At 60.6% G+C, this 20,412-nt stretch carries 17 protein-coding genes; all 17 read right to left on the bottom strand.

What is annotated here, in order from left to right; all coding sequences use genetic code 11:
• Positions 1 to 111: 111 nt before the first annotated feature.
• Positions 112 to 2,511, bottom strand: a complete 2,400-nt coding sequence (locus tag AWB64_RS24280) for an AAA family ATPase (RefSeq protein WP_060857992.1) — start codon at positions 2,509 to 2,511, stop codon at positions 112 to 114.
• 539 nt (positions 2,512 to 3,050) lie between these two features.
• The gene (gene pyrF / locus AWB64_RS24275; protein ID WP_060857991.1) at positions 3,051 to 3,866 is read right to left on the bottom strand and encodes an orotidine-5'-phosphate decarboxylase; all 816 of its coding nucleotides are present in this window, start codon (positions 3,864 to 3,866) and stop codon (positions 3,051 to 3,053) included.
• 75 nt (positions 3,867 to 3,941) lie between these two features.
• Positions 3,942 to 5,075 carry an aldose 1-epimerase gene (locus AWB64_RS24270; RefSeq protein WP_060857990.1) on the bottom strand — a complete coding sequence of 378 codons (1,134 nt, stop codon included), beginning with the start codon at positions 5,073 to 5,075 and terminating at the stop codon, positions 3,942 to 3,944.
• Between the two features lie 142 nt (positions 5,076 to 5,217).
• On the bottom strand, positions 5,218 to 6,084 hold the full coding sequence (locus AWB64_RS24265; protein WP_244164193.1) for an SMP-30/gluconolactonase/LRE family protein: 867 nt from the start codon (positions 6,082 to 6,084) through the stop codon (positions 5,218 to 5,220).
• Complete coding sequence (locus tag AWB64_RS24260) at positions 6,081 to 6,872, bottom strand: SDR family NAD(P)-dependent oxidoreductase (protein WP_060857988.1); 792 nt, start codon at positions 6,870 to 6,872, stop codon at positions 6,081 to 6,083. The genes AWB64_RS24265 and AWB64_RS24260 overlap by 4 nt, the downstream gene beginning before the upstream one ends.
• Before the next feature lie 16 nt (positions 6,873 to 6,888).
• Complete coding sequence (araH, locus tag AWB64_RS24255; RefSeq protein ID WP_060857987.1) at positions 6,889 to 7,881, bottom strand: L-arabinose ABC transporter permease AraH; 993 nt, start codon at positions 7,879 to 7,881, stop codon at positions 6,889 to 6,891.
• A 26-nt stretch (positions 7,882 to 7,907) separates the two neighbouring features.
• Complete coding sequence (araG, locus tag AWB64_RS24250) at positions 7,908 to 9,425, bottom strand: L-arabinose ABC transporter ATP-binding protein AraG (protein WP_060857986.1); 1,518 nt, start codon at positions 9,423 to 9,425, stop codon at positions 7,908 to 7,910.
• A 76-nt stretch (positions 9,426 to 9,501) separates the two neighbouring features.
• Entirely contained in the window at positions 9,502 to 10,512 is a 1,011-nt protein-coding gene (locus AWB64_RS24245; protein ID WP_060857985.1) for an arabinose ABC transporter substrate-binding protein, read from the bottom strand.
• A gap of 111 nt (positions 10,513 to 10,623) precedes the next feature.
• Complete coding sequence (locus AWB64_RS24240) at positions 10,624 to 11,394, bottom strand: SDR family oxidoreductase (protein WP_060857984.1); 771 nt, start codon at positions 11,392 to 11,394, stop codon at positions 10,624 to 10,626.
• Positions 11,391 to 12,071 (bottom strand): 2-dehydro-3-deoxy-6-phosphogalactonate aldolase, encoded by a 681-nt coding sequence (locus AWB64_RS24235; protein ID WP_060857983.1) that lies wholly within the window; start codon positions 12,069 to 12,071, stop codon positions 11,391 to 11,393. Before AWB64_RS24235 ends, AWB64_RS24240 begins: the two co-directional genes overlap by 4 nt.
• A 13-nt stretch (positions 12,072 to 12,084) precedes the next feature.
• Complete coding sequence (locus AWB64_RS24230; RefSeq protein WP_060857982.1) at positions 12,085 to 13,068, bottom strand: 2-dehydro-3-deoxygalactonokinase; 984 nt, start codon at positions 13,066 to 13,068, stop codon at positions 12,085 to 12,087.
• Positions 13,065 to 13,985: an IclR family transcriptional regulator gene (locus AWB64_RS24225; protein WP_374728648.1), complete on the bottom strand. Its 921-nt coding sequence runs from the start codon at positions 13,983 to 13,985 to the stop codon at positions 13,065 to 13,067. The genes AWB64_RS24230 and AWB64_RS24225 overlap by 4 nt, the downstream gene beginning before the upstream one ends.
• Positions 13,986 to 14,341: 356 nt before the next feature.
• Positions 14,342 to 15,064, bottom strand: coding sequence for a monofunctional biosynthetic peptidoglycan transglycosylase (mtgA, locus tag AWB64_RS24220; protein ID WP_060857981.1), 723 nt, complete (start codon positions 15,062 to 15,064; stop codon positions 14,342 to 14,344).
• A 51-nt stretch (positions 15,065 to 15,115) separates the two neighbouring features.
• Positions 15,116 to 15,985, bottom strand: a complete 870-nt coding sequence (aroE, locus tag AWB64_RS24215) for a shikimate dehydrogenase (RefSeq protein ID WP_060857980.1) — start codon at positions 15,983 to 15,985, stop codon at positions 15,116 to 15,118.
• A complete protein-coding gene (locus AWB64_RS24210) occupies positions 15,982 to 18,084 on the bottom strand; it encodes a ribonuclease catalytic domain-containing protein (protein ID WP_060857979.1) in 2,103 nt (700 codons plus the stop codon). Before AWB64_RS24210 ends, aroE begins: the two co-directional genes overlap by 4 nt.
• 106 nt (positions 18,085 to 18,190) lie before the next feature.
• Positions 18,191 to 18,778: a YqiA/YcfP family alpha/beta fold hydrolase gene (locus tag AWB64_RS24205; protein WP_060857978.1), complete on the bottom strand. Its 588-nt coding sequence runs from the start codon at positions 18,776 to 18,778 to the stop codon at positions 18,191 to 18,193.
• Positions 18,775 to 20,175 carry a UDP-N-acetylmuramate:L-alanyl-gamma-D-glutamyl-meso-diaminopimelate ligase gene (gene mpl / locus AWB64_RS24200; protein ID WP_060857977.1) on the bottom strand — a complete coding sequence of 467 codons (1,401 nt, stop codon included), beginning with the start codon at positions 20,173 to 20,175 and terminating at the stop codon, positions 18,775 to 18,777. Before mpl ends, AWB64_RS24205 begins: the two co-directional genes overlap by 4 nt.
• Between the last annotated feature and the right edge of the window lie 237 nt (positions 20,176 to 20,412).

The following is a 20,412-nucleotide window of genomic DNA, read 5'->3' as shown; positions in this document are numbered from 1 at the left end:
ACTTGACGGACGCGCTACGCGCGCAATTCGGACTTTGCGGACATTCGGAGGTACTCGTTCCTGAGGCGATACCCAATACTGGAGAAGAGAAGGGGCCGATGGCCCCTTATTTCATTGCACCCTTGCGGGCTCACCAATGCTTTTCAGCAAAGCATTGTATTGGTCAGGATCAGTTGCGTAAATCCTATCTAGGACGAAGTTAGCCACCTTCGCAATCTCTGGAATTTCTACTGGCTTGAATCCTCGATCTGGGATCGACTCAAGGTGTGAAAACTCGTTGTTGAGTCGGTTCACCAGTGCGATTGCAGTCGCATCCTCTTCGCCAAAGAATTTCTTGATGCGTTCAAAAGCATCATTCTTGTCGTCGTGATGCGGGAACTTGAAGAACAAAAATGCTTCCAGGAACTTGCGAAGGTTGTTCCCGAAGCCGTAGAACGGTTCATGTCCACCTTGCGCTGCATCCTGATTCCTGCATTTGTAAATCTGGTGGAACAGGTAGTTAAATTCAGTGATGTAGTCCCGCAGATACGAGGGCATCAAAGAAATTTTGCTCGAACCACCATTTCTCTCAATGATGAAATGCTGGTTTCCACCGTGGTTCTTTTCGGCGGGCAGTGAAATTTTCTTCAGATACTTTAAGAAGTCCAGATTGTGGGTAGAGATGAAGAGTTGCTTATAGCGGTAGCCGTTCGATCCGTCTTGGTTCTTGATTGGCTTCGCAATCAAGCTTTCGATCAAACTGAACATGAAAAAAATGTGGTTGCCGTCCAGGCTGGAAATCGGATCGTCTATATATATGATCAGATCTCTGCCCATGCTGTTGGGCTCTTCCAGCTTGGCAATGAAGTAGCAGAACGCAATGAGACTACATTCGCCTTCACTGAGGTTGTAAGCCGACTTGCCGTCGCGGGTGACTTCAAAACGAACGGCAGTCTTCTCGGCATTGTCTTTGGCTTCTAGCTTGATTCCGTCATGACCGAAGAAGTGATTCAAGAGTGAATTGACCCTCTCAGCACCTTTGCGCTCATCCTTCTGCTGGCCCTGTAGGGTAACGACCTCGGCTTCTAACTTGACGATCTCGGTGTTGGCGTCGGCGTGAGCGGTGTTGGCGTTGCCTGCCGCAGTTTCAAGTTCAGCGATACGGATTTTTTCCGCATCGTAGGTAATGTCGGTAATGAACGAAGCTATATCGGTAAGTCGAAGTGCTTCGCGTGCAGAAATCTTGTCCTTTTCAAGAGAACTCGTTCTGCTATTGCTCTTGGTTATCAGGGAATTGATGTCATCCACACAGCCTCGAACAGCGGCAGAGTCGTAGTCTGACAATGGCATAGCAACCCGCTCGAAGAGGCTGTTTTTTCGTGTGTGTAGTGCAGCTTTGAGTGCTTCTAGATCTCGTTTGTAGACCTTCAGGCACTCGGCAAGCGACTTCTGTCTTGCTTCAAACAGGACTTTTTCTTCTGCATAGAATTTATCGCCGGTCAACGTCATGAAGCCCGGAATGCGGTTGATTTCAGAGTCAACGGAGGTAATACATGAATCCAGTGCCGATTCCAGGTCTGCAGACTCTTGGCTGAAGTGGGAGTCCAGGACTTGCCAAATGTTGTGCGGCAAGCTTTGACGGCAGAAAGCACAGGTGTCACGCTTGTCTTTGTGTAGCGGGATACCCTGTTTCACCCAGAGTTGAAGAACAGTATCGCTAAGTAGCTCCCCAATCGCCTGCGTCGGCTTAATCTGTCTGCCCAGCAACTCTTGCGCAACTCTTGCGATTGTCTCGATTTTCAGGGTGATAGACGCCGTGTCTGTAATGTCGGGCAGGGCTTCTTGCTTGAGCAGGTTGACCTTGGCAGCTTGTTCGTCAGTCGTGAGCGGGACAAAACCCGCCTTTTTGACTGCAGCGATGTCCTTCTTGATGCTCTCTATGTTGTAGACAGCAGGGCCATACGTGCGGTTCTGCTTGATCTTGTCGTTGGCATGAGTTCGCAGCTTTCCTTCCAGAGAATCAAAGGCGGTCTTGTGGTTGCCTTTTGTCCTGTCCCGCTCCTTGCGCTTTTCTTCGAGGTCATGCCGAAGACCGGTCTTGTTCTCGACACTGCCGAGCTTAACGCCGATGGCAGCAATAGCGTCTTCAATCTCCTTGTTCTTCTCACCGACGATAGCGAAGGTTTTGATCTCGCCGTCATTGGTTTGATTGACAAGGAAGCTGAGATTGTCGCTTACGAAATCACGGTTATAGACTCGAACGTCGTAGGCATGAGTGCCGATAGTGAGCTGAGTAACGTCACCCTTGTCGCCGTGAACGGTGAATGACGAGCCTGTATAGTTTTGCGGAAGGCGTCCGGTTTCCAAAGCCCGAAAGATTCGCGAGAGGGTAGTCTTCCCAGAGTAGTTGCGACCATACAGGATATTCAAGCGTTTGAAATTCTGTGGGTTGTCTCCAGCATCCCGAACACGCCTTTTCCAATCCAAGCCCGCAAAGCTACCGAAGCTGGTTATGTCGAGTCCAGTGATCATCTTCTATGCCCCTCGCATATTGTTCGTTTTCTTGATGAGCAGTTTACTCTTGGGCACGATGTTCTTCTAGACTTTGAAGTGCAGCCTGCATTTTATGCGTTGCTGGCGGTCTTCCAAGACCCGGCCCACTTCGATAGGCTCCCTCTCAAAATCGCTGTCAACGCCGATTAAATTCTCTCCCCCGGTGGGTGAGTTTCACATCGGCGCTAACACATGAGGATTGCCTCCCGGCAGCAGTCGTTCAAATCGCTCCACGCCGACAGACCGCAGCGGATCGGGAGTGTGAATTCGTCGATGCACGAAGCCATCGTTCGGCTGGTCGATGCCTCCCCCGTCAGCAATCTGCTCTGTTGCCGACGTACAACTGAGCCCGCTCCAATGTCGACAAAAGACCGGCAACGTGCCGCCCGAGACGCCGCGCGAATGGCCGCTCCAGTCTGCGACCCGCCATAGCCTTCGCACAGGGTCGAAAGGCAGCTCAGGGTCGGAAGCTGCCAGTCGCAAACAATCCAATCCGGCTTCGTTAAGCGCTCCGAAACTCACCCCACCCCATTAATCGCATCCCTCGTCCGCCTCGCCACTTCCGCCGCAGCATCGGCGAAATCCTCGCCTTTCCCCGCATAGATAATCGCGCGCGAAGAATTAATAAGCATCCCGCCGCGCCCAGAAGCAACCCGTCCCGCACGAACCGTAGCCTCAACATCCCCGCCCTGCGCCCCAATCCCTGGAATCAGCAGCGGCATGTCCCCAACAATCGACCTAACCACCTCAATCTCTCGCGGAAACGTAGCGCCAACGACCAACCCCAACTGCCCGCTCCCATTCCACTTATCAGCCGCGAGCCGTGCCACAACCTGATACAACGGCGTCCCATCGACTTCAAGAAACTGCAGATCCGACCCACCGGCATTTGAAGTCCGGCAAAGCACAATCACGCCTTTCCCTTCGTGTTCAAGATAAGGCTGAACCGAATCAAATCCCATATATGGATTAACCGTAACGGCATCGGCTTTATATCGTTCAAACGCCTCAACGGCATATTGCTCAGCGGTACTCCCAATATCTCCACGCTTGGCGTCCAGAATCACCGGCAACCCCGGATGCTCCGAATGAATATGCGCAATCAATTGCTCAAGCTGATCCTCCGCCCGATGCGCTGAGAAATAAGCAATCTGCGGCTTGAACGAACAGGCAAATGGCGCGGTGGCATCCACGATTTCGCGGCAAAAATCGAAGATCGAATCCGCGCGGCCGTTGAACGCGCCCGGGAAACGGGACGGCTCAGGATCGAGTCCCACGCAAAGCATTGACTGGGTGCGCGACCACGCGGCGTTGAGCGATTCGATAAAAGACATGGGTATCCGTGAGCGAATTAGGCGTATCCCGCATTTTACCGCGCGAGCCGTCGCTCCCCGCGCCCACCCGCGACGCTACCGAACCGCCGCCGCGTTCTTGCGCGCCTTCTGTCCCGCGGGCTGTTTCGGCCGCCCGCGCCGTTCGGCCTCGCCCGATCGCTCGACCGTAAAACTGAACTCGCGCGTCAGACTTTCGCCCGGCGCCAAAACGGTCATCCCGTTTGCCGCGCCGCCGCCCGGCAAATTCACCGCATTGATCGGATGATCGACTGGCTCAAAACAAAAGAAGTCCTTCCCGGCAGGCACGTAAAGCACGTAGTAGTCGGTATCGGCGGAAATGGTCAGCGACAAGCGCCGCTTCGGCCACATCACGCTCGTGCGTCCGCTCCATCCGGTGAACGCGTTGTTGATCATGGCCGTGGGCATCGGGTACGCCACGCCGAATTGCCACGCCGGCGGCGCCGGGACGTGACGCACGGGCAGGAAGTCATCGCCGCAAAGCCAGACGCCGTCGGCGGCGGCGGACAATTCGGTATCGGCTTCACGCGTCAGGAACGGATGCAAACCGAGCCCGAATGGCAACGCCTCGCGCCCCGCGTTCTCAACCGATAACGTCACCACCAGCGTCGCGCCTTCGAGCATGAACGACTGGCTCGCCTTGTACGAATACGGCTTGCCATTGCGCCTGTCGAGCGTGAGGCGCACGTGCGTGGAACTCTCGGACGCCACGTCCCACGCGCCAAGCCAGCCGTCGCCATGAAGCGGCAGCGGTTCGCCGGGACGGTTGCACGGGACATCGATACCACGCCCAAGAAACTGAAAACGCCCTCCGCCAATGCGATTCGAATACGGCAGCAGCGGATAACACGCGAGTTCGTTGGGGTCGGTGGCGTCGCCGGGTTCAAGGCACGGCCGGAAGATCGGCACGAGCGTGCCGTCGCTGCGCCAGTCGAAGCGCGTGATGCCGCCGCCGAGCGCCGGCGCAATGTCCAGACGCAATTGCGCGTTGGCAAGCGTGATACAGCCATCGCGGCCAGCGCCGCCCATTGCTACAACGGATGTGGATGGACCCGGCCGGATCGGCGGTTCAGTCGCGGCTGCAAGTTTGGAGCGGCGGGTGACGACCGCCGGACGTGGCGCGGCCTGCGGGGTCTTGGCGCTGGACGAAGAGCCAGGTGCAGAACCAGATGAGGAACGGGCAACGGTCATGTGCGAGTCTCCGAGAGGCGGACGTTTCCCGTGGTCCTGGCATAAAGCCCGGCATGCCCGGGAATCTGCGGGCGGCGCGTCGTGCGCGCCACCTCGGTTTTTAGGCATTGCGGTGCTGCAAAACCATCTCGATCAATGGCGCTCAGTTTCCACGAAACACGGGTTCCGCGATACCCCTCGCCGCCGGCGTCGCGATAAACACGCCGCCCGCGCGCAAGTCGTTCTGCAACGCGGCGTGGTCCAGCCCAATGCGCGCGCTCGTGATATACAGCGTGCCGAGTTGCGAACCGCCAAACGCGACGCAACTCGGTTGCGTCGTCGGCACATCCACGCGCGCCGTTTCGCGGCCATCGGCGTCGTAGCGCACCACGCGCGCGCCGCCCCATTGCGCGTTCCACAAACCGCCATCGCGATCGATGGTCGATCCATCCGGCTCGCCGCTTGCGTCGGTGAGTTCGGCGAACACGCGCTGATTTGCGAACGAATCGTAGTCGCAGGCGCGAATCTGGCGCGTCGGAGAATCGCAGTAATACAGGGTCGATCCATCCGGGCTGAACGCAATGCTGTTTGGAATCGCAGCGTCGCCCAGCGGCAGGCGTTCCAGCGACAAATCCAGATTCAGCCGATAAAACCCGCCCACCTTCTCCGCGTTCGCCACATCGTGTTTCGTGCCGAAAACAAAACGTCCTTGCCGATCGCAGCGGCCATCGTTCAAACGCGTGGGCAAGCCATCTTCGACCGGCATGATGGTTTCAATCTCACCGGTTTGCAGATCGAGGAACGCGAGGCGCGAAGCCAGTCCGAGCAACAGCAAATCGGGTTCTGCGCACAGCGCAAAGCACGCCAGACGCTCGGGCATGTCAAAGCATTCGCGGCTGGCGTCGCGCGGATCGTAGCGCCACAAACGCTTGCCTTCTATGTCCGTCCAATAGAAACGCCCGCTCGCCGCGCACCACGTCGCACCTTCGCCAAGCGCACATTTGCTGTCGATCAACAATTGCGCCTTCACGCCCAGCCTCCGTCGATCACGACTTCCTGCGCGGTCATCATGCGGCTATCGTCGGCGGCAAGGAACAACGCGGCGCGCGCAAGATGCTCGGGCAGCAATTCAGCATCGATGCATTGCCCTTCCTTGATCGCGCGTTTTCCCGCGTCGTCCAGCCACAGACGCTTCTGCTTGTCCGTCATCACCCAGCCGGGCACGAGCGTATTCACGCGGATATTGAACGGTCCCAGATCGCGCGCGAGGCCATTCGTCATGCCTTGCACGGCGGCTTTCGCCGTGACGTAGACCGGATATCCGCCGTTCTTCAGCATCCAGCTAATCGATCCCAGATTGATGATCGAACCGCCGCCAAGCTGTTTCATGTCGTCCATGACCGCTTGCGCCGCGAAGAACTGATGCCGCACATTCACGGCAATGCCCGCGTCGTACAACTCGGGCGTCACGTCTTCAATCCTGTGACGCTTGTCGTTCGCCGCGTTGTTCACCAGCACGCCGATGGCCCCAAGCGTGCTGCGAACGTCGGCAATACCTTGGCGCAGCGCGCCAATATCCGTCAGGTCGACGCGCAGGAACATTGGCCGGAATTGTCCTTCCGCCAGTTCCGCGCCAAGCTGGTCGGCGAGCGCCTCGCCGGCGTTCGTATCGATGTCGAAAAACGCCACCTTCGCGCCCTGATCGAAGAAATGCTCGACGAACGCCGCGCCAATTCCCGTCGCGCCGCCGGTGATCAGCACCACTTTGCCGGCAAGGCTCGGGTAGCGCGCGAGGGTTTTATCGACTGAACTGGCCATCTTTCACACACCCCTTTTAATCTCGCGAGCCGCGGTTCTTCAACTGGTCGAGCAGCACGGCAGCAAGCAGGATCGCGCCGCGAACGAGATATTGATAGAACGCGTCGATGTTCATCAGGTTCATCACGTTCTCGACCGTGCCCATGATCAGCACGCCGATCACCACGCCCGAAATGGTGGCGCGGCCGCCGAGCAGCGAGACGCCGCCAAGCACGCAGGCCGAAATCACGTTGAGTTCGAAACCGTCAGCCGCGTTCGGTTGTCCCGACGTGATCCGCGAAGCCAGGATCACACCCGCCAGCGCCGCAACCGCGCCCTGGATCAGGAAAATCCAGACGCGCGTGCGTTCCACATTAATACCCGCCAAACGTGACGCTTCCGCGTTGCCGCCAATCGCGAGCGTATTGCGTCCATATACGGTCTGGTTCAGCAACACGCCGAACACGATGAAACACGCGAGCGTGACCCAGATTGGCAACGAGACGCCAAACATGGTCAACCCGCCGAGCGCGATGAACGTATCGGACGAGACGCCCACGGCCTGACCATGCGACACGATAAACCCAAGCCCGCGCACCACTTCCATGGTCGCCAGCGTGGTAATCAGCGCGTTGATCCGCAGGTACGCGATCACCGCGCCGTTCACGAAGCCAATCGCGGAACCCGCCGCGACCGCCGCGATAATCGCAATGAAGGTATTGCCCGTCGCGTTCAGCACCATCGCGCAGAGCACGCCGGCGAACGCGACCGTGGACCCGACCGACAAGTCGAAATCGCGCGATGCCAGGCAGAACATCATCGTGCACGCGACCATGCCGATCTGCGAGATCGACAGCGCGAGGCCGAGCATGTTTTCGATCGAGAAGAAGTGATCGACCGAGAGCGACATCGTGATGAACATCACGACGAAGATCACGATCAAGCTGTATTCGGTGATCTGCTGCCACCATTTCTGCTTGTCGTTTTTCGCTGGCACCAGCGTGTTGCTAATGTTTTCCCTGACTTCCATGATGTCCTCCGTCTCCACTTTTTGCTTCAGGCTGCCTGCGCAGTCGGTTCGGTTTGCACAGGCAGCGCAAGATTCAGCACTGATTGTTCGTTGGCCTGTCCGCGCGGCAATTCGCCCGCAATCCGGCCCTGCCGCATCACCACAATCCGGTCCGATACACCCAGCACCTCGGGCAACTCGGACGAAATCATCACGATCGCGCAGCCGCGTTCGGCCAGTTGATAGATCACGTTGTAGATCTCGTGCTTCGCGCCCACGTCGATACCGCGCGTGGGTTCATCGAGGATCACGACTTTGAGTTCCGGCTCGGCGAGCCAGCGCGACAGAATCGCCTTCTGCTGATTGCCGCCGGAAAGAAAGCGGATCTTCTGCTTGCGGCTCGGCGTCTTGATCTTCAGCAACTGGATAAAACGGTCGGCGGTCGCGGCTTCTTTCTTCCGGTCGAGGAACAATCCCGCGCGCAAATAATGACGGCGGCACGAGATGTTGATGTTCTCGGAAACCGTCGCCATGGCGACAATGCCCTCTTCCTTGCGATCTTCCGGGCACAGCACAATGCCGTGCCGGATTGCTTCGCCGGCGCTGCGGATCTTGATCGGCTGGCCGTCGAGTGCAATCGTGCCCGCCTTCTTGCTGTCCGCGCCGTACACGAGGTGCATGAGTTCGCTGCGGCCGGCGCCAACCAGCCCGAAGAATCCGACAATCTCACCGCGCCGCACTTCGAAACTCGTCGGTTCGCGCAGCGCGTGACCTTCTATGTTCTTCACCGAAAAGCGCACGTCGCCAAGCGGGCGCGCCTTGTAATCGTAGATATCCGAAATCTCGCGGCCGACCATTTCCTGCACGAGCGTATCGCGCGGCACTTCGGCCAGATTCGCGTGCGAGGCGATCTTGCGGCCATCGCGGAAAATCGTGCATGTGTTGCACAACTCGTAGATCTCGTCCATGCGGTGTGAGATGTAGATCAGCGCGCGGTTATCCGCCTTCAGGTCGCGCACGAGCTTGAACAGCACTTCCGTCTCGCGATGCGAGAGCGAGGACGTGGGTTCGTCGAGCGCAATCACGCGTGCGTTACGCAACAGCGCCTTGCAGATTTCCACCATCTGCCGTTGCGCGATGGAAAGCTTTTTCAGCTTCGCGTTCGGATCGAGATCCACGCCCATTTGCCGCAAGCGTTCGCTCACATGCTTCTTCGCTTCGCGCTTGTGCACCCAGCCGAACGTGCTCGGCAACGCGCCGAGCAGTAGGTTTTCGGCCACGGTGAGATCCGGCACATATTGCAATTCCTGATGAATCACCGCGATCCCCGCCGCAATCGATGCCGCCGCGCTGGCGAACTTCACCTCGTTGCCATCGATCAGGACACGCCCGGAATCCGGTTGATATTCACCGCCCAGCACTTTCAGCAAGGTCGATTTACCCGCGCCGTTCTCGCCCATCAGGCCGTGCACTTCGCCGGCATTGACGTCGAACGACACGCCGTCGAGCGCGCGCACGCCTGGAAAAACCTTGCCGATATTGTCAAAACGCAGCGTCGCTGACACATCGCCTCCTTGGAATTCGGGCGGACCGCGCGATTCGGTTCATGAAGCGCGCGGTCCGTATTGCTCTACAGAAAACTTACTTCGCCGACGCAAGGCCCATCTTCTCGCGCACGTCGGCCACGTTGTCACGCGTTGCCAGCATGCCGGTCGTGAGCGTCACGAGCGGCGGTTCCTTGCCGTCCTTGATCCACGTGTAGACCAGTTCCGACGTTTCCTCGCCATGACGCTTCGGGCTGATGATCACCGTGCCGTAGAAGCCGGTCGGGTTCGGTTTCTTGAACTCGTTCAAAGCCGAATCCGATCCGCCAATGCCCACGCCAATCATGTTGTCCGCCTTGAATCCACGGCCTTCCGCTGCACGCACGGCGCCGAGCACGGCTTCGTCGTTCAGGCCAAACGCCACCCAGTGCTTGAACTTCGTGTTCTTCGTCAGCGCAATGTTCGCGGCGTTGAAAGCGTTTTCCGTGTCAGTCTTGGCTTGCGGCGCCATCACGATATTGGCCTTCGGGAAGCCCGCGGCAACCAGCGCTTCCACTGCGCCAGCGGTGCGGTCATGCGCCGTCGGAAGCTGCTCGTAGGTCACGTCGATCGCGCCCACGTCGCCCATGTTCCAGCCACGCTTTTTGATCTCCGCGGCAATTCCGTCGCCCACCTGCTTGCCGATGTTGAACGCCGAAATGCCCATGTACGGCACCGATTCGATCGGCTTGCCCGAGCCGTCGACCAGACGGTCATCCACCGTCATCATCTTGAGCCCCGCAGCTTTCGCTTTGGCAACAATGCCCGGTCCGAGCTTGACGTCCGGCGTGCAGATCACGAAACCCTGGGCTTTCTGCGCGGCGAGGTTATCGATGGCGCTCATGACCTTTTCACCCGACGGCGCGCCGATCTTCACCAGCGTGAAGCCCTTGTCCTTGGCGGCCATTTCCGCGAATTTCCATTCGTCCTGGAACCACGGTTCTTCCGGCTGCTTCACGAGAAAACCGATCTTGACGGGGTCCGCCGCCTGTGCAATGGGCGCGGCGAACAGGGTTGCGCTTGCAGCCGTAGCCGTCGCAATCAGCGTGATGAACATTCTGCGTTTCATGGTCTGTCTCCTGACTTGAATGTCTAGTTGGAACAAAGGTGTTGGCCGCGTCTTGTTGTCATGACGTCGCACCACGGCCAGTGCGTCATCCGATACTGCTGAACCTGGTAACTAGTCGTGGTACAGCGCCGAGCGCCCGCCATCGACGGTAATGCAACTTGCATTGATGAACGGCGCTTCGTCGGACGCCAGGAACACGGCCGTCATCGCCACTTCTTCCGGGCGGCCGATGCGTTTCATCGGCTGAAGATCGAGCGTCGCCTGTTTCGCTTTTGCCGGATCAGCCTGCTCGTTCCACCAGTCGTGCGTAAGCTGCGTTTCTATGTAACCCGGCGCGATTGCGTTCACCCGCACCTGCCGCCCCGCGTATTCAATGCCCAGCGCCCGCGTCAAGCCGATCACGCCGTGCTTGGCGACCGGGTAAGGAAAACAGCCCGGGATGATCTTGAAGGAATGCGTGGAAGCAATATTCACGATACTGCCGCGCCCGCGTTCGACCATGCCCGGCAACACGGCGCGGCAGCCGTTCCAGACGCCGTCGAGATCGACGGCGAAGCAGCGTCGCCAGTCGTCGTCGGTCATGGTCAGCGGATCGCAGAACACGTTGATGCCCGCGTTGTTCACCAGCACGTCGATGGGGCCGAACTTCGCTTCGGCTTCCCGCACGGCGTTTTGCACCGATGCGCTCTGCGTCACGTCCGTCTGCACCGCGAGCACGTTGTCCGTCGAGCCGATCTTTTGCGCGGTTTCCTGCGCCAACGCAATGTCAAGTTCAGCCAGAACCACAGCCGCGCCTTCGCGCACGAACGCGGCGGCAATCGCCGCGCCAATGCCGCGCCCGGCGCCCGTGACCATCGCGACTTTTCCCGCGAGCCGGTTCATTTCTTCGCGCCTCGCGCCACAGCCAATCCATTGATGTACGCCTTCGCGTGCGCCAGCGTCGTCGCCGCGCTTTGACCCGGCTTGTACAACGCGGAACCGAGGCCAAAGCCATTCGCGCCCGCGGTCAGGAACGGCCCCATGTTGTCCGGCGCAATGCCGCCAACCGGCACGAGCGGCACCCGAACCGAAATCACCGCGCGCCACGCCTTGACCACGTGCGCGCCGAGCTGCTCGGCGGGGAACATCTTCAGCACATCGGCGCCATTCTTCAGCGCAATAAACGCTTCATTCGGCGTCGCCACGCCCGGCGCGCACGCCAAGCCTTGCGCCTTCGCCGCGCGCACGACGTCGCCGTCGCTGTGCGGCATCACGATCAGTTCGCCGCCAGCCTTTTTGACTTCATCCACGTAATGGGGATGCAGAACCGTTCCCGCGCCCACGATGGCGTCGGCCGGAAGCGCCTGACGAATTGCCGCGATGCTGTCGAACGGTTGCGGCGAATTCAGCGGCACTTCCACGATCCGAAAGCCCGCTTCGTACAGCGCGCGGCCATGATCGGCGGCGTCGGCCGGACTCACGCCGCGCAGGATCGCGATCAGCGGACACGCGCCGAACGCGGCGGCAAGCCCGGCGTGCGGCGTGTACGGGCCGGGAAGGTTGATATCGATATCGCTCATGTTCTGCTCCTGATTAGTTCGCGCTGGCCGTCGAGCGGATCAGCCCGGCCTGCAGCGCGATTTCGTGCAATCCGCGCTCGGTGGCGTGAGCGACGGTGGGCGCCTGATGGCAGCCAAAGCGCGCAAGCGCCTGCCGATACCGCTCGCACAGCGCGTCGTTGCCGATCAGCCTGAGCGTCTTGCCCGCGAGGTCCGATTGCTCGCGCGCGAGCACTTCGTTCAGGCCGCGCAATTCGTGGCCAATCAGCAAACCGGAAAGATAATCGGCTTGCTGCTCGGGCTTGAGTTTTCCGGTCAGGCCCAGCGTGCGCGTGCTGAAAATGGTCGCGAGCAGGCCGGCGTGGCCGGCGTCCTTGGCGGTATCGACGCCGCGTATGAACGACGCAATATCGTGCTGGCCGGTCGCGCGCATCGTGCGGCCAAGAATGGTGTGATCGCGCAGCGCGCCGAAGGTCTCGCCGGTCATGAATGTGTAAAACCGCTCGATCCGTCCCGCCGATACAAACGCCCATTTCGCATGCGTCCCCGGCAAGCCGATGAGTTCGCTGTGCGTGGTGTCGCCGCAAAGCGCGCCGAAAATTTGCGTCTCTTCACCGCGCATGACGTTCGGCAACGCGCCGTCTTCCAGCACGCCCGGCACGATATGAACCGTGACGCCCTTTTGCGTGACAACGCGCACGATGCCCGCCACGAGCGCCGCCGAATCGGCGGGCGCGGTGACATATGGCGCTTCCATCCAGCCTTGCGCGCTGCCGACCATGCCGGCGGCAATCACCGGGAGTTGCGGGTTGGCGGCAAGCCACGCGCCGCAGGTTTCGTCGAAGACAATATCGAATCCGCCTTCCGCCGCGGGGCGCGGCAGCTTCATGATTCCCGCTGCCGATGCACGCGAATCCAGCACCGCGCCCTGTGCGTCGAGCAGATACGCGCGCAGCGCCGTCGTGCCCCAGTCGAGCGCGATCAGTGCCGCCGTGGATTGATCGTGGGCGGCGCTCATCGTTTGATCCTGCGTGTTGCGGGCTGCGGCACGCGCCAGCCGAGTTCTTGCGAGATCGCGCGCGCTTCGCGCTGCACGACGGGAATCAGTTCTTCCATGCGTTCCAGCGGCATGTAGGGAATCGTGCTCGCCACCGAAAGCGCCGCGACGATCGCGCCGGACGCATCGCGAACGGGCGCCGCGACGCATCGGATGGACGCTTCGTTTTCTTCCAGGTCGAAGGTGAAGCCGCCTTGGGAATAGCGCGTCATGCGCTGCACGAAGGTCTCGAAGTCGGGCTGGTGATCCGGCTTGAAACTCACCTTCGCGAGCACGCGGTGCGACGCTTCCAGCAGCGTGGACCACGTTTCGGGCGGCAGGTCGAGCATCATCGCCTTGCCGATTCCCGTCGATGCCAGCGGCATTCTGTGACCCACGCGCGACCGCATTTCAAGACCGCGCGTGCCGGGAATCTTGTCGATGTAAAGTACGTCGTCGCCATCGCGCACGCCGAGGTGAATGGTGTCGTGCGTATGGTCGGCGAGCACTTGCAGATGCGGGCGCGCGACGGCAGTCAGCGGCATTTGCTCGAGCGCGATGGTGCCGAGTTCGATCAGCTTCGGGCCGAGCAGATAACCGCCGCCAACCTGGCGCAAATAGCGCGCTTGCACGAGCGAACTCACCAGACGATGCGTCGTGCTGCGCGTCGTGCCGAGCGCCGCGCCAATGCTGCGCAGATCGCGCGCGCCGGTCGCCGCCGCTTCGAGAATCGCGAGGCCGCGCAGCAACGTTTGCGTGCCGGCTTGCTGCGGCGTGAGGTCGAGCAGCGCGGCGGCCGATGCTTGCGCTTCGTTGACTTCTTCAGGCTCGGCCGATGCGCTTGAAGCGCCCGAATCGCTGGCATCGCGCATTTCCGGCTCGGCGCTGGCGCGAGCCATCGGCGATTCTGCGTCGAGGGTGGAGTTCAGGGTCTTGGTCATGGCACTCATCGGCGCGCAATCGAGAAAGCGCGGGTTTTCATCGATAAGGAGTGCTGGACGCGCGGATGCTCAAAGAGAGGCGATTGCGCAGGCGTTGTCATGACTTGTCTCCGATTGCTTTTTTCGTCGCACAAGGCCTTCGGGATTACCCGGAGCCTTATGTAACTGCCGTTTTGGCTGTGATCGGATTTTAGAGCCGTGCGTAACGATTATTCAATATGTGATTGATGTGTTCACATATTGGGAGATAAGACGTTTGGCGCCGGAAATGAAAAACCCCGGCAAGCCGGGGTTTCGTACTGCGTTTTAGCGAATCAATGCGGCAATTCCGCCGCTCCCATGCGCCTGGCGATCACGCCCGCCCGCTGCGACAAATAGGCGGACCCGCGATGTTCATCGAAATATTTCGGCCTCGGCAGCATGACCGCCAGCCGCGCCGATTGCCACGCGGTCAGTTTCGAAGCCGATGTCTTGTAGTAATAATGCGCCGCCGCTTCGGCGCCGTACACGCCGTTGCCCCATTCAACCGAGTTCAGATAGATCTCGAAAATGCGTTCCTTGTCCATCCAGAGCTCGAGCATGGAAGTAATGACGAGTTCCTGCGCCTTTCTCACATAACTCTTTTCCCGCGATAAAAACAGGTTCCGCGCCAGTTGCTGGGAAATGGTCGAGCCGCCCGCCACGATCTTCCCGCGTGCCTTGTTCTTCTCCCAGGCTTGCAGGATGGCGTCGGTTTCATAGCCATTGTTGTTGACGAAGTTCGCGTCCTCGGACGCAATGATCGCACGCTTCAGATTGCGCGATATCTGGTCATAAGGCACCCACGTGCGCTGAATGGAAAGATCGGGACGATCCTGGGCGAGCCGCCACGCGTCGGCGCGCATGAACGCTGTCGATGGAGGATTGACCACCGTGTAAATCCCGACCATCGCGAAGAAATAGAGCTGCGTGGCAATGGCGGCAATCGCCATGACGGAAATGCCATACAGGATCCATCGGGCCGGCCCGAGACGCGCGGGCGATTTTGTTCTTGTCATCGTGCTCGTTCTGTTGGAAACGCCCGCCGCTTCAAATTGACTTCCGCAGGATTACTTCGATAGCTCCAGCCGCAACGCCCGCAGCACCGCCGCGCTGTCCGGACGCACCCCGCGCCACAGGAAAAACGATTCCGCCGCCTGTTCCACGAGCATGCCGAGACCATCGGCCGGGCGCGCGCCCAGGCGTTCGGCGTGACGCATGAAGACGGTTGGCTGGGCGCTGTACATCATGTCGTAGGCAAGCGTGCCGGGTCCGAACGACGCGTCGTTGCACGTGGGCAGCGCGTTGTCCAGACTGCCGGCTGTCGCGTTGACGATCACGTCGTACGGGCCCGCTTCCAGGCTCTCCGCGCCGCCGCCCGAGAAACGCACGTTCGCGGCGCGGGCGGCATCGGAGAAATGATCGACCAGGATTTGCGCCTTCGACGCCGTCCGGTTCACGATAGCCAACGCCGCCACGCCGCAATCGAGCATGGGCAGCACAACGCCTCGCGCCGCACCGCCCGCGCCGAGCAGCAACACGCGCGCGCCCTTCAGTTCGACGCCCAGATTCCCTTCGATATCACGCACGAGGCCAACGCCATCGGTATTGTCGCCGAGCACGCCGTCAGCGTTGAACGCCAGCGTGTTCACCGCACCCGCCGCCGCTGCGCGCGGCGTGAGCTTGTCGGCCAGCGCGTGCGCGTCGAGCTTGAACGGCACCGTCACGTTCATGCCGCGCCCGCCCGCGTTGACGAAGGCGCGGACATCGTCGGCGAATGCGCCGATGGTGCCCAGCACGCGTCCATATTCGATAGCCTCGCCAGTCTGCTCGGCAAAGCGCGCGTGAATCCACGGCGACTTGCTGTGCGCGACCGGATTGCCGATCACGGCGTACTGGTCGACCGGGCGCGCGTCCCGGCTCGCGGCGCCCGATGTCATTGCGTGGGCTCCGTTGTATCGGGCGTGCTTTCGCTCGCGGGTTCTTCCGTAGGCGCGGGTTCTTCCACCGTCGCTTCCGCCGCCGCTTCAGTCGTCGCTTCCGCTTGCGCCTCAGCCTCGCTTTCGGCGCTCAGATCCTCGGTTTCGATCAGATCTTCTTCCGCTTCTTCGGCCTCTTCCGGCTGCGCCGCCGCGCCTGAAGGCGCATCGATCACATGCAGCAAACGGCACGACGCCTCGACGGTGAGTTCATCGAGATTCATCACTTCCAGCATCACCTTCGTCCCGCGCGCGTGCACGCCGAGCCCCGGCACATGCAGCATCAGCGGGATTTCATCGAGGCGCACGAGGTCGTCCTTCACCACGGCCGCCGCAACCTGCTTCCTGTTTTCCTGCTTCAGCCAGCGCAGACACCAGAAGAATTCCATGCGCCGCTGATAATCGGCATAGGCGGAATACTGGTCATCGAAGCCCTGGACCACGGCGAACAAATCCGCGTCTTTTGGCTTGAACGGCGCGACGAGCGCGGCCGTCACGCCATGCCGCACGCACGCGAGCAACTGCCATTGATTGACCAGATCGACGTATCGGCGCAGCGGCGACGTGCTCCACGCATATTGCGCAACGCCCAGACCTTCGTGCGGCGCGGGCGTGGTCTGCATGCGCGTGCGTTTCGGGCCCGGCGCGCCAAAACCGCGCTGCGACCGGTAGATGCCCGGCACGCTGTGATCGTTGAGAAACGCGCCCCACGACGAATTCGCGAGAATCGCCAGTTCGGCGACGATCAAATCGAGCGGCGACCCGCGCCGGCGCGGCGTGATGGTGATGTGCTCGCCTTCCACATAGAAGTTGAAGTCGTTGTTGCGCTGCACCTCGCGCCGCAGACCGTAACCCGCGCGCGCTTCCTGGCGCTTTTCGAACAACGCCTGCGCGAGCGGCCACAGCACCGCAATGTCATCCTTGTGCGGATATTCACCCGTACCGGCCGCGAGCGTTTCCTCGGTGACGTGTTCGTCCAGATAGTTGTGCCGCAGATTGCTCTTCACGAACACACGTTCCGCGCGCGTTTCGCTGGCCACGATCTCCTGCGTTTCCCGATTCACGATAATGTAAAGCGACAACGCCGGCCGCAACCCGCCTTCGGCGAGCGTGAACGCTTCAACCACGCTATCCGGCAGCATGGTGATCTTGTCGCCGGGCATGTAGACGGTTGAAAGCCGCGTGCGCGCGATCGCGTCGATCATGTCGCCACGCGTGATTCCAAGCGCCGGCGCGGCAATATGCACGCCAATCCGGACACGGCCATCGGCGAGATGTTCGACGGAAAACGCATCGTCGATTTCAGTGGTGGTGACGTCGTCGATGGAAAACGCCTGCACGTTTGCTTCAGGCAGATCGTCGGGCAATGGCGGCACCGCGACCGGCGCAAAACCGGTCCCGTGCGGGAAGAATTCGGAGAGGAAACGCGCTTCGTGCAACGCACGCGCGGATGGAATGCCGCCTACTTCCAGCATGAGCCGCGCTTGCGAAATGCCGCGAGCCGCAGCAGCGCCCTCGAGCGCCTTGTATTCGATGGAATTCTTGTCCGGCTTCGTCAACAAGCCAATCGCCTTGCCCGCAAGCGCTTCCGGCAATCTGCCGGCGACCAGTTCCTCTTCGTAACCGGCTTGCACGAGCGCAAGCTGGCGTTTCTTTTCGAGTCCGGCGAGCGCCATCTGCAACTGTTCCTGCGGCGCGCGCTGATATTGCCCACGGCCTTTGCGGCGGAAATACACCGGCGAACCATGCATGCGCAATACGAGCGCGGCGCGTTCGGTCGCGCCGAATTTATCGCCGAAATAATCCGCGCCCAGTTCCGCAAACGGGAATTCTTCTTCCGGCGCGCATTCCCACAGGAAATCGAGATCGATGTCCTTTGCAATGGCGTCGGCCTGCTGCATCAATTCGGCGGCGTTCGGTTTATCGAACTCGATCAACACGTCTTTCGCGCGCACTTTCGCGCGCCGTCCGCCCGGCAATTCGACCTGAAATGCATCGTTCGCCTTCGACAACACAGCGCCGGCTTTGAAACTACCCGATTCCTCGAAAAAAACGTTCACTCAATACTCTCGAAAGACGGTTGGTCGACATGACGCGCGTTTCGGGCAAGTTCCCCGACGCCTTAGCGCCACGCCAACGAAAAATGGATGCTGCGCTCGACGTTTTTCAGGCCGCTGCCGCCGGAGGCCGCGCTGCGCAGAACGCGAGCACTTCGTCCATATAGCTGGAAAAGTCGCTGATGGCGTGATTGCTGCCCTGGATCAGCGTGGTCTGCACGCCCGGGTAATGCTCGAGCATGGTGCGGTAATCGAGGACTTCGTCGCCGGTGGCGGCTATCAGATAGTAGCGCTCCGGCTGCGTGATGGACGGTACGGAAAGCGCACGCAATTCATCGATATGACGCGGTTCCACCACGATGCTTCCGCCGCCATGCCACAACGGCTGCTCGCCAATGTACGCGCTCAGGTCTTCCTGCGGCACGACCGCCGGATTCAGCAGCACGGCGCGCCAGCCGTGCTGTTCGGCCAGCCACGTGGCGTAGAACCCGCCGAGCGAACTGCCGACCAGCGTGATGTCGTCGTGAGAAGCTTGCGCGGCGAGCGATTCAGCCAGCGCGATTGCGTCTCGTGGCGAAACCGGCAGCACCGGACAGCACCATTCGCTGACGAGTCCGAGCTCTTCCAGCCGCGCGCGCATCAATCGAGCCTTGAACGATTGCGGCGACGACCGGAAGCCATGCAAATAGAGAATCACTCACGCTCCTTCGTGGCAGGACGCGCGGACAATGCATCCAGCAATTTCTGATGCACGCCGCCAAACCCGCCGTTGCTCATGACCAGCACATGGTCGCCCGGTTTTGCCGCTGCAACGACCGACTTCACCAGGAGCGCCAGGTCGTCGAACGCGCGGGCTTTATCGCCGAGCGGGTTCAGTGCGGCTTGCAGATCCCAGCCGAGCTTGTCGCGGCCTTCGCGCGCGCCGTAGCCGAAGATCAGGTCGGCGCCGGCGAGACTGGCGGGAAGTTGCGCCTTCATGGTGCCAAGTTTCATGGTGTTCGAGCGCGGTTCCAGCACGGCCAGAATGCGGTTCTGCGCACCAATCCGTGTGCGCAAGCCCGCCACGGTTGTTTCGATAGCCGTCGGATGGTGCGCGAAGTCATCGTACACGGTCACGCCGTCCACGCTACCCTTCACTTCCATGCGGCGCTTCACGTTTCGAAACGTGGAAAGCGATTGAGCCGCCTGCGGGGGCGGAACGCCCACCGAGCGCGCCGCCGCGATGGCCGCCAGCGCATTCAGGCGATTGTGCTCGCCTTGCACTTGCCAGTCGACCACGCCCATGCGCTCGCCTTCCCAGTAGACGGCGAATTGTTCGTCGGCGGGAACGCCTTCTGTTGCGGGCTGCGCTTCCCAGCCGCCCTGCACGCCGAAGCGTTCGACGCCCGACCAGCAGCCGCGCGTGAGTACGCGTTCGAGCGCCTCTTCGCGCCCGTTTGTCACAATCCGGCCGACGCCCGGAACGGTGCGCACGAGGTGATGAAACTGCGTTTCGATAGCCGCGAGATCCGGAAAGATATCGGCGTGATCGAATTCGAGGTTGTTCAGGAGCGCCGTGCGCGGGCGGTAATGGACGAACTTGGAGCGTTTATCGAAGAAGGCGGTGTCGTATTCGTCGGCTTCGATCACGAAGAAGCTTGAATCCGTGAGTCGTGCCGAGATGCCGAAATTCAGCGGCACCCCGCCGATGAGAAACCCTGGGTTGAGTCCCGCGTCTTCCAGCAGCCATGCGAGCATGGAACTTGTGGTGGTCTTGCCGTGCGTGCCGGCGACCGCGAGCACCCATTTGCCGTTGAGTACGTGCTCGCCGAGCCATTGCGGGCCGGAGGTGTACGGCAGGCCGCGGTCTAGGATGGCTTCCATCAGGGGATTGCCGCGGGTTACCACGTTGCCAATTACATAGAGATCCGGTTCGAGTGCGATCTGTTCAACGCCGTAGCCTTCGATCAATTCGATGCCTTGCGCTTCGAGCTGCGTGCTCATTGGCGGATAGACGCCGGCGTCGCAGCCGGTGACGCGGTGTCCGGCTTCTCGCGCGAGGACCGCGAGACCGCCCATGAATGTGCCGCAAATGCCGAGGATGTGAATGTGCATAGACGTTTGTTAGCACCGGGGGTTGGGGAGGTTCCGGTGCCCGGGGGGATATTGTAGCTTAGGGGGTTTTGGGGGCGCTGGCGCTGGGGGGGGGGCAGGGTTGGGTGGGGGTCCTGCTCTTTGCGCCTGCGCGCGGTCCCTGTTCGGTGTTCCTCTTTAACACTGTTAGCCACTGTCCGTGGCGGGACTTCATTTCTTTTTCCAACGGCGAAAAAGAAACGAAGCAAAGAAAACGCC

The organism is Caballeronia sordidicola (genome assembly GCF_001544455.2).
In the GTDB taxonomy this organism is placed as follows: domain Bacteria; phylum Pseudomonadota; class Gammaproteobacteria; order Burkholderiales; family Burkholderiaceae; genus Caballeronia; species Caballeronia sordidicola.
Note: the sequence above shows the minus strand (reverse complement) of the source record. Positions and strands in the feature narration are given on the sequence as shown.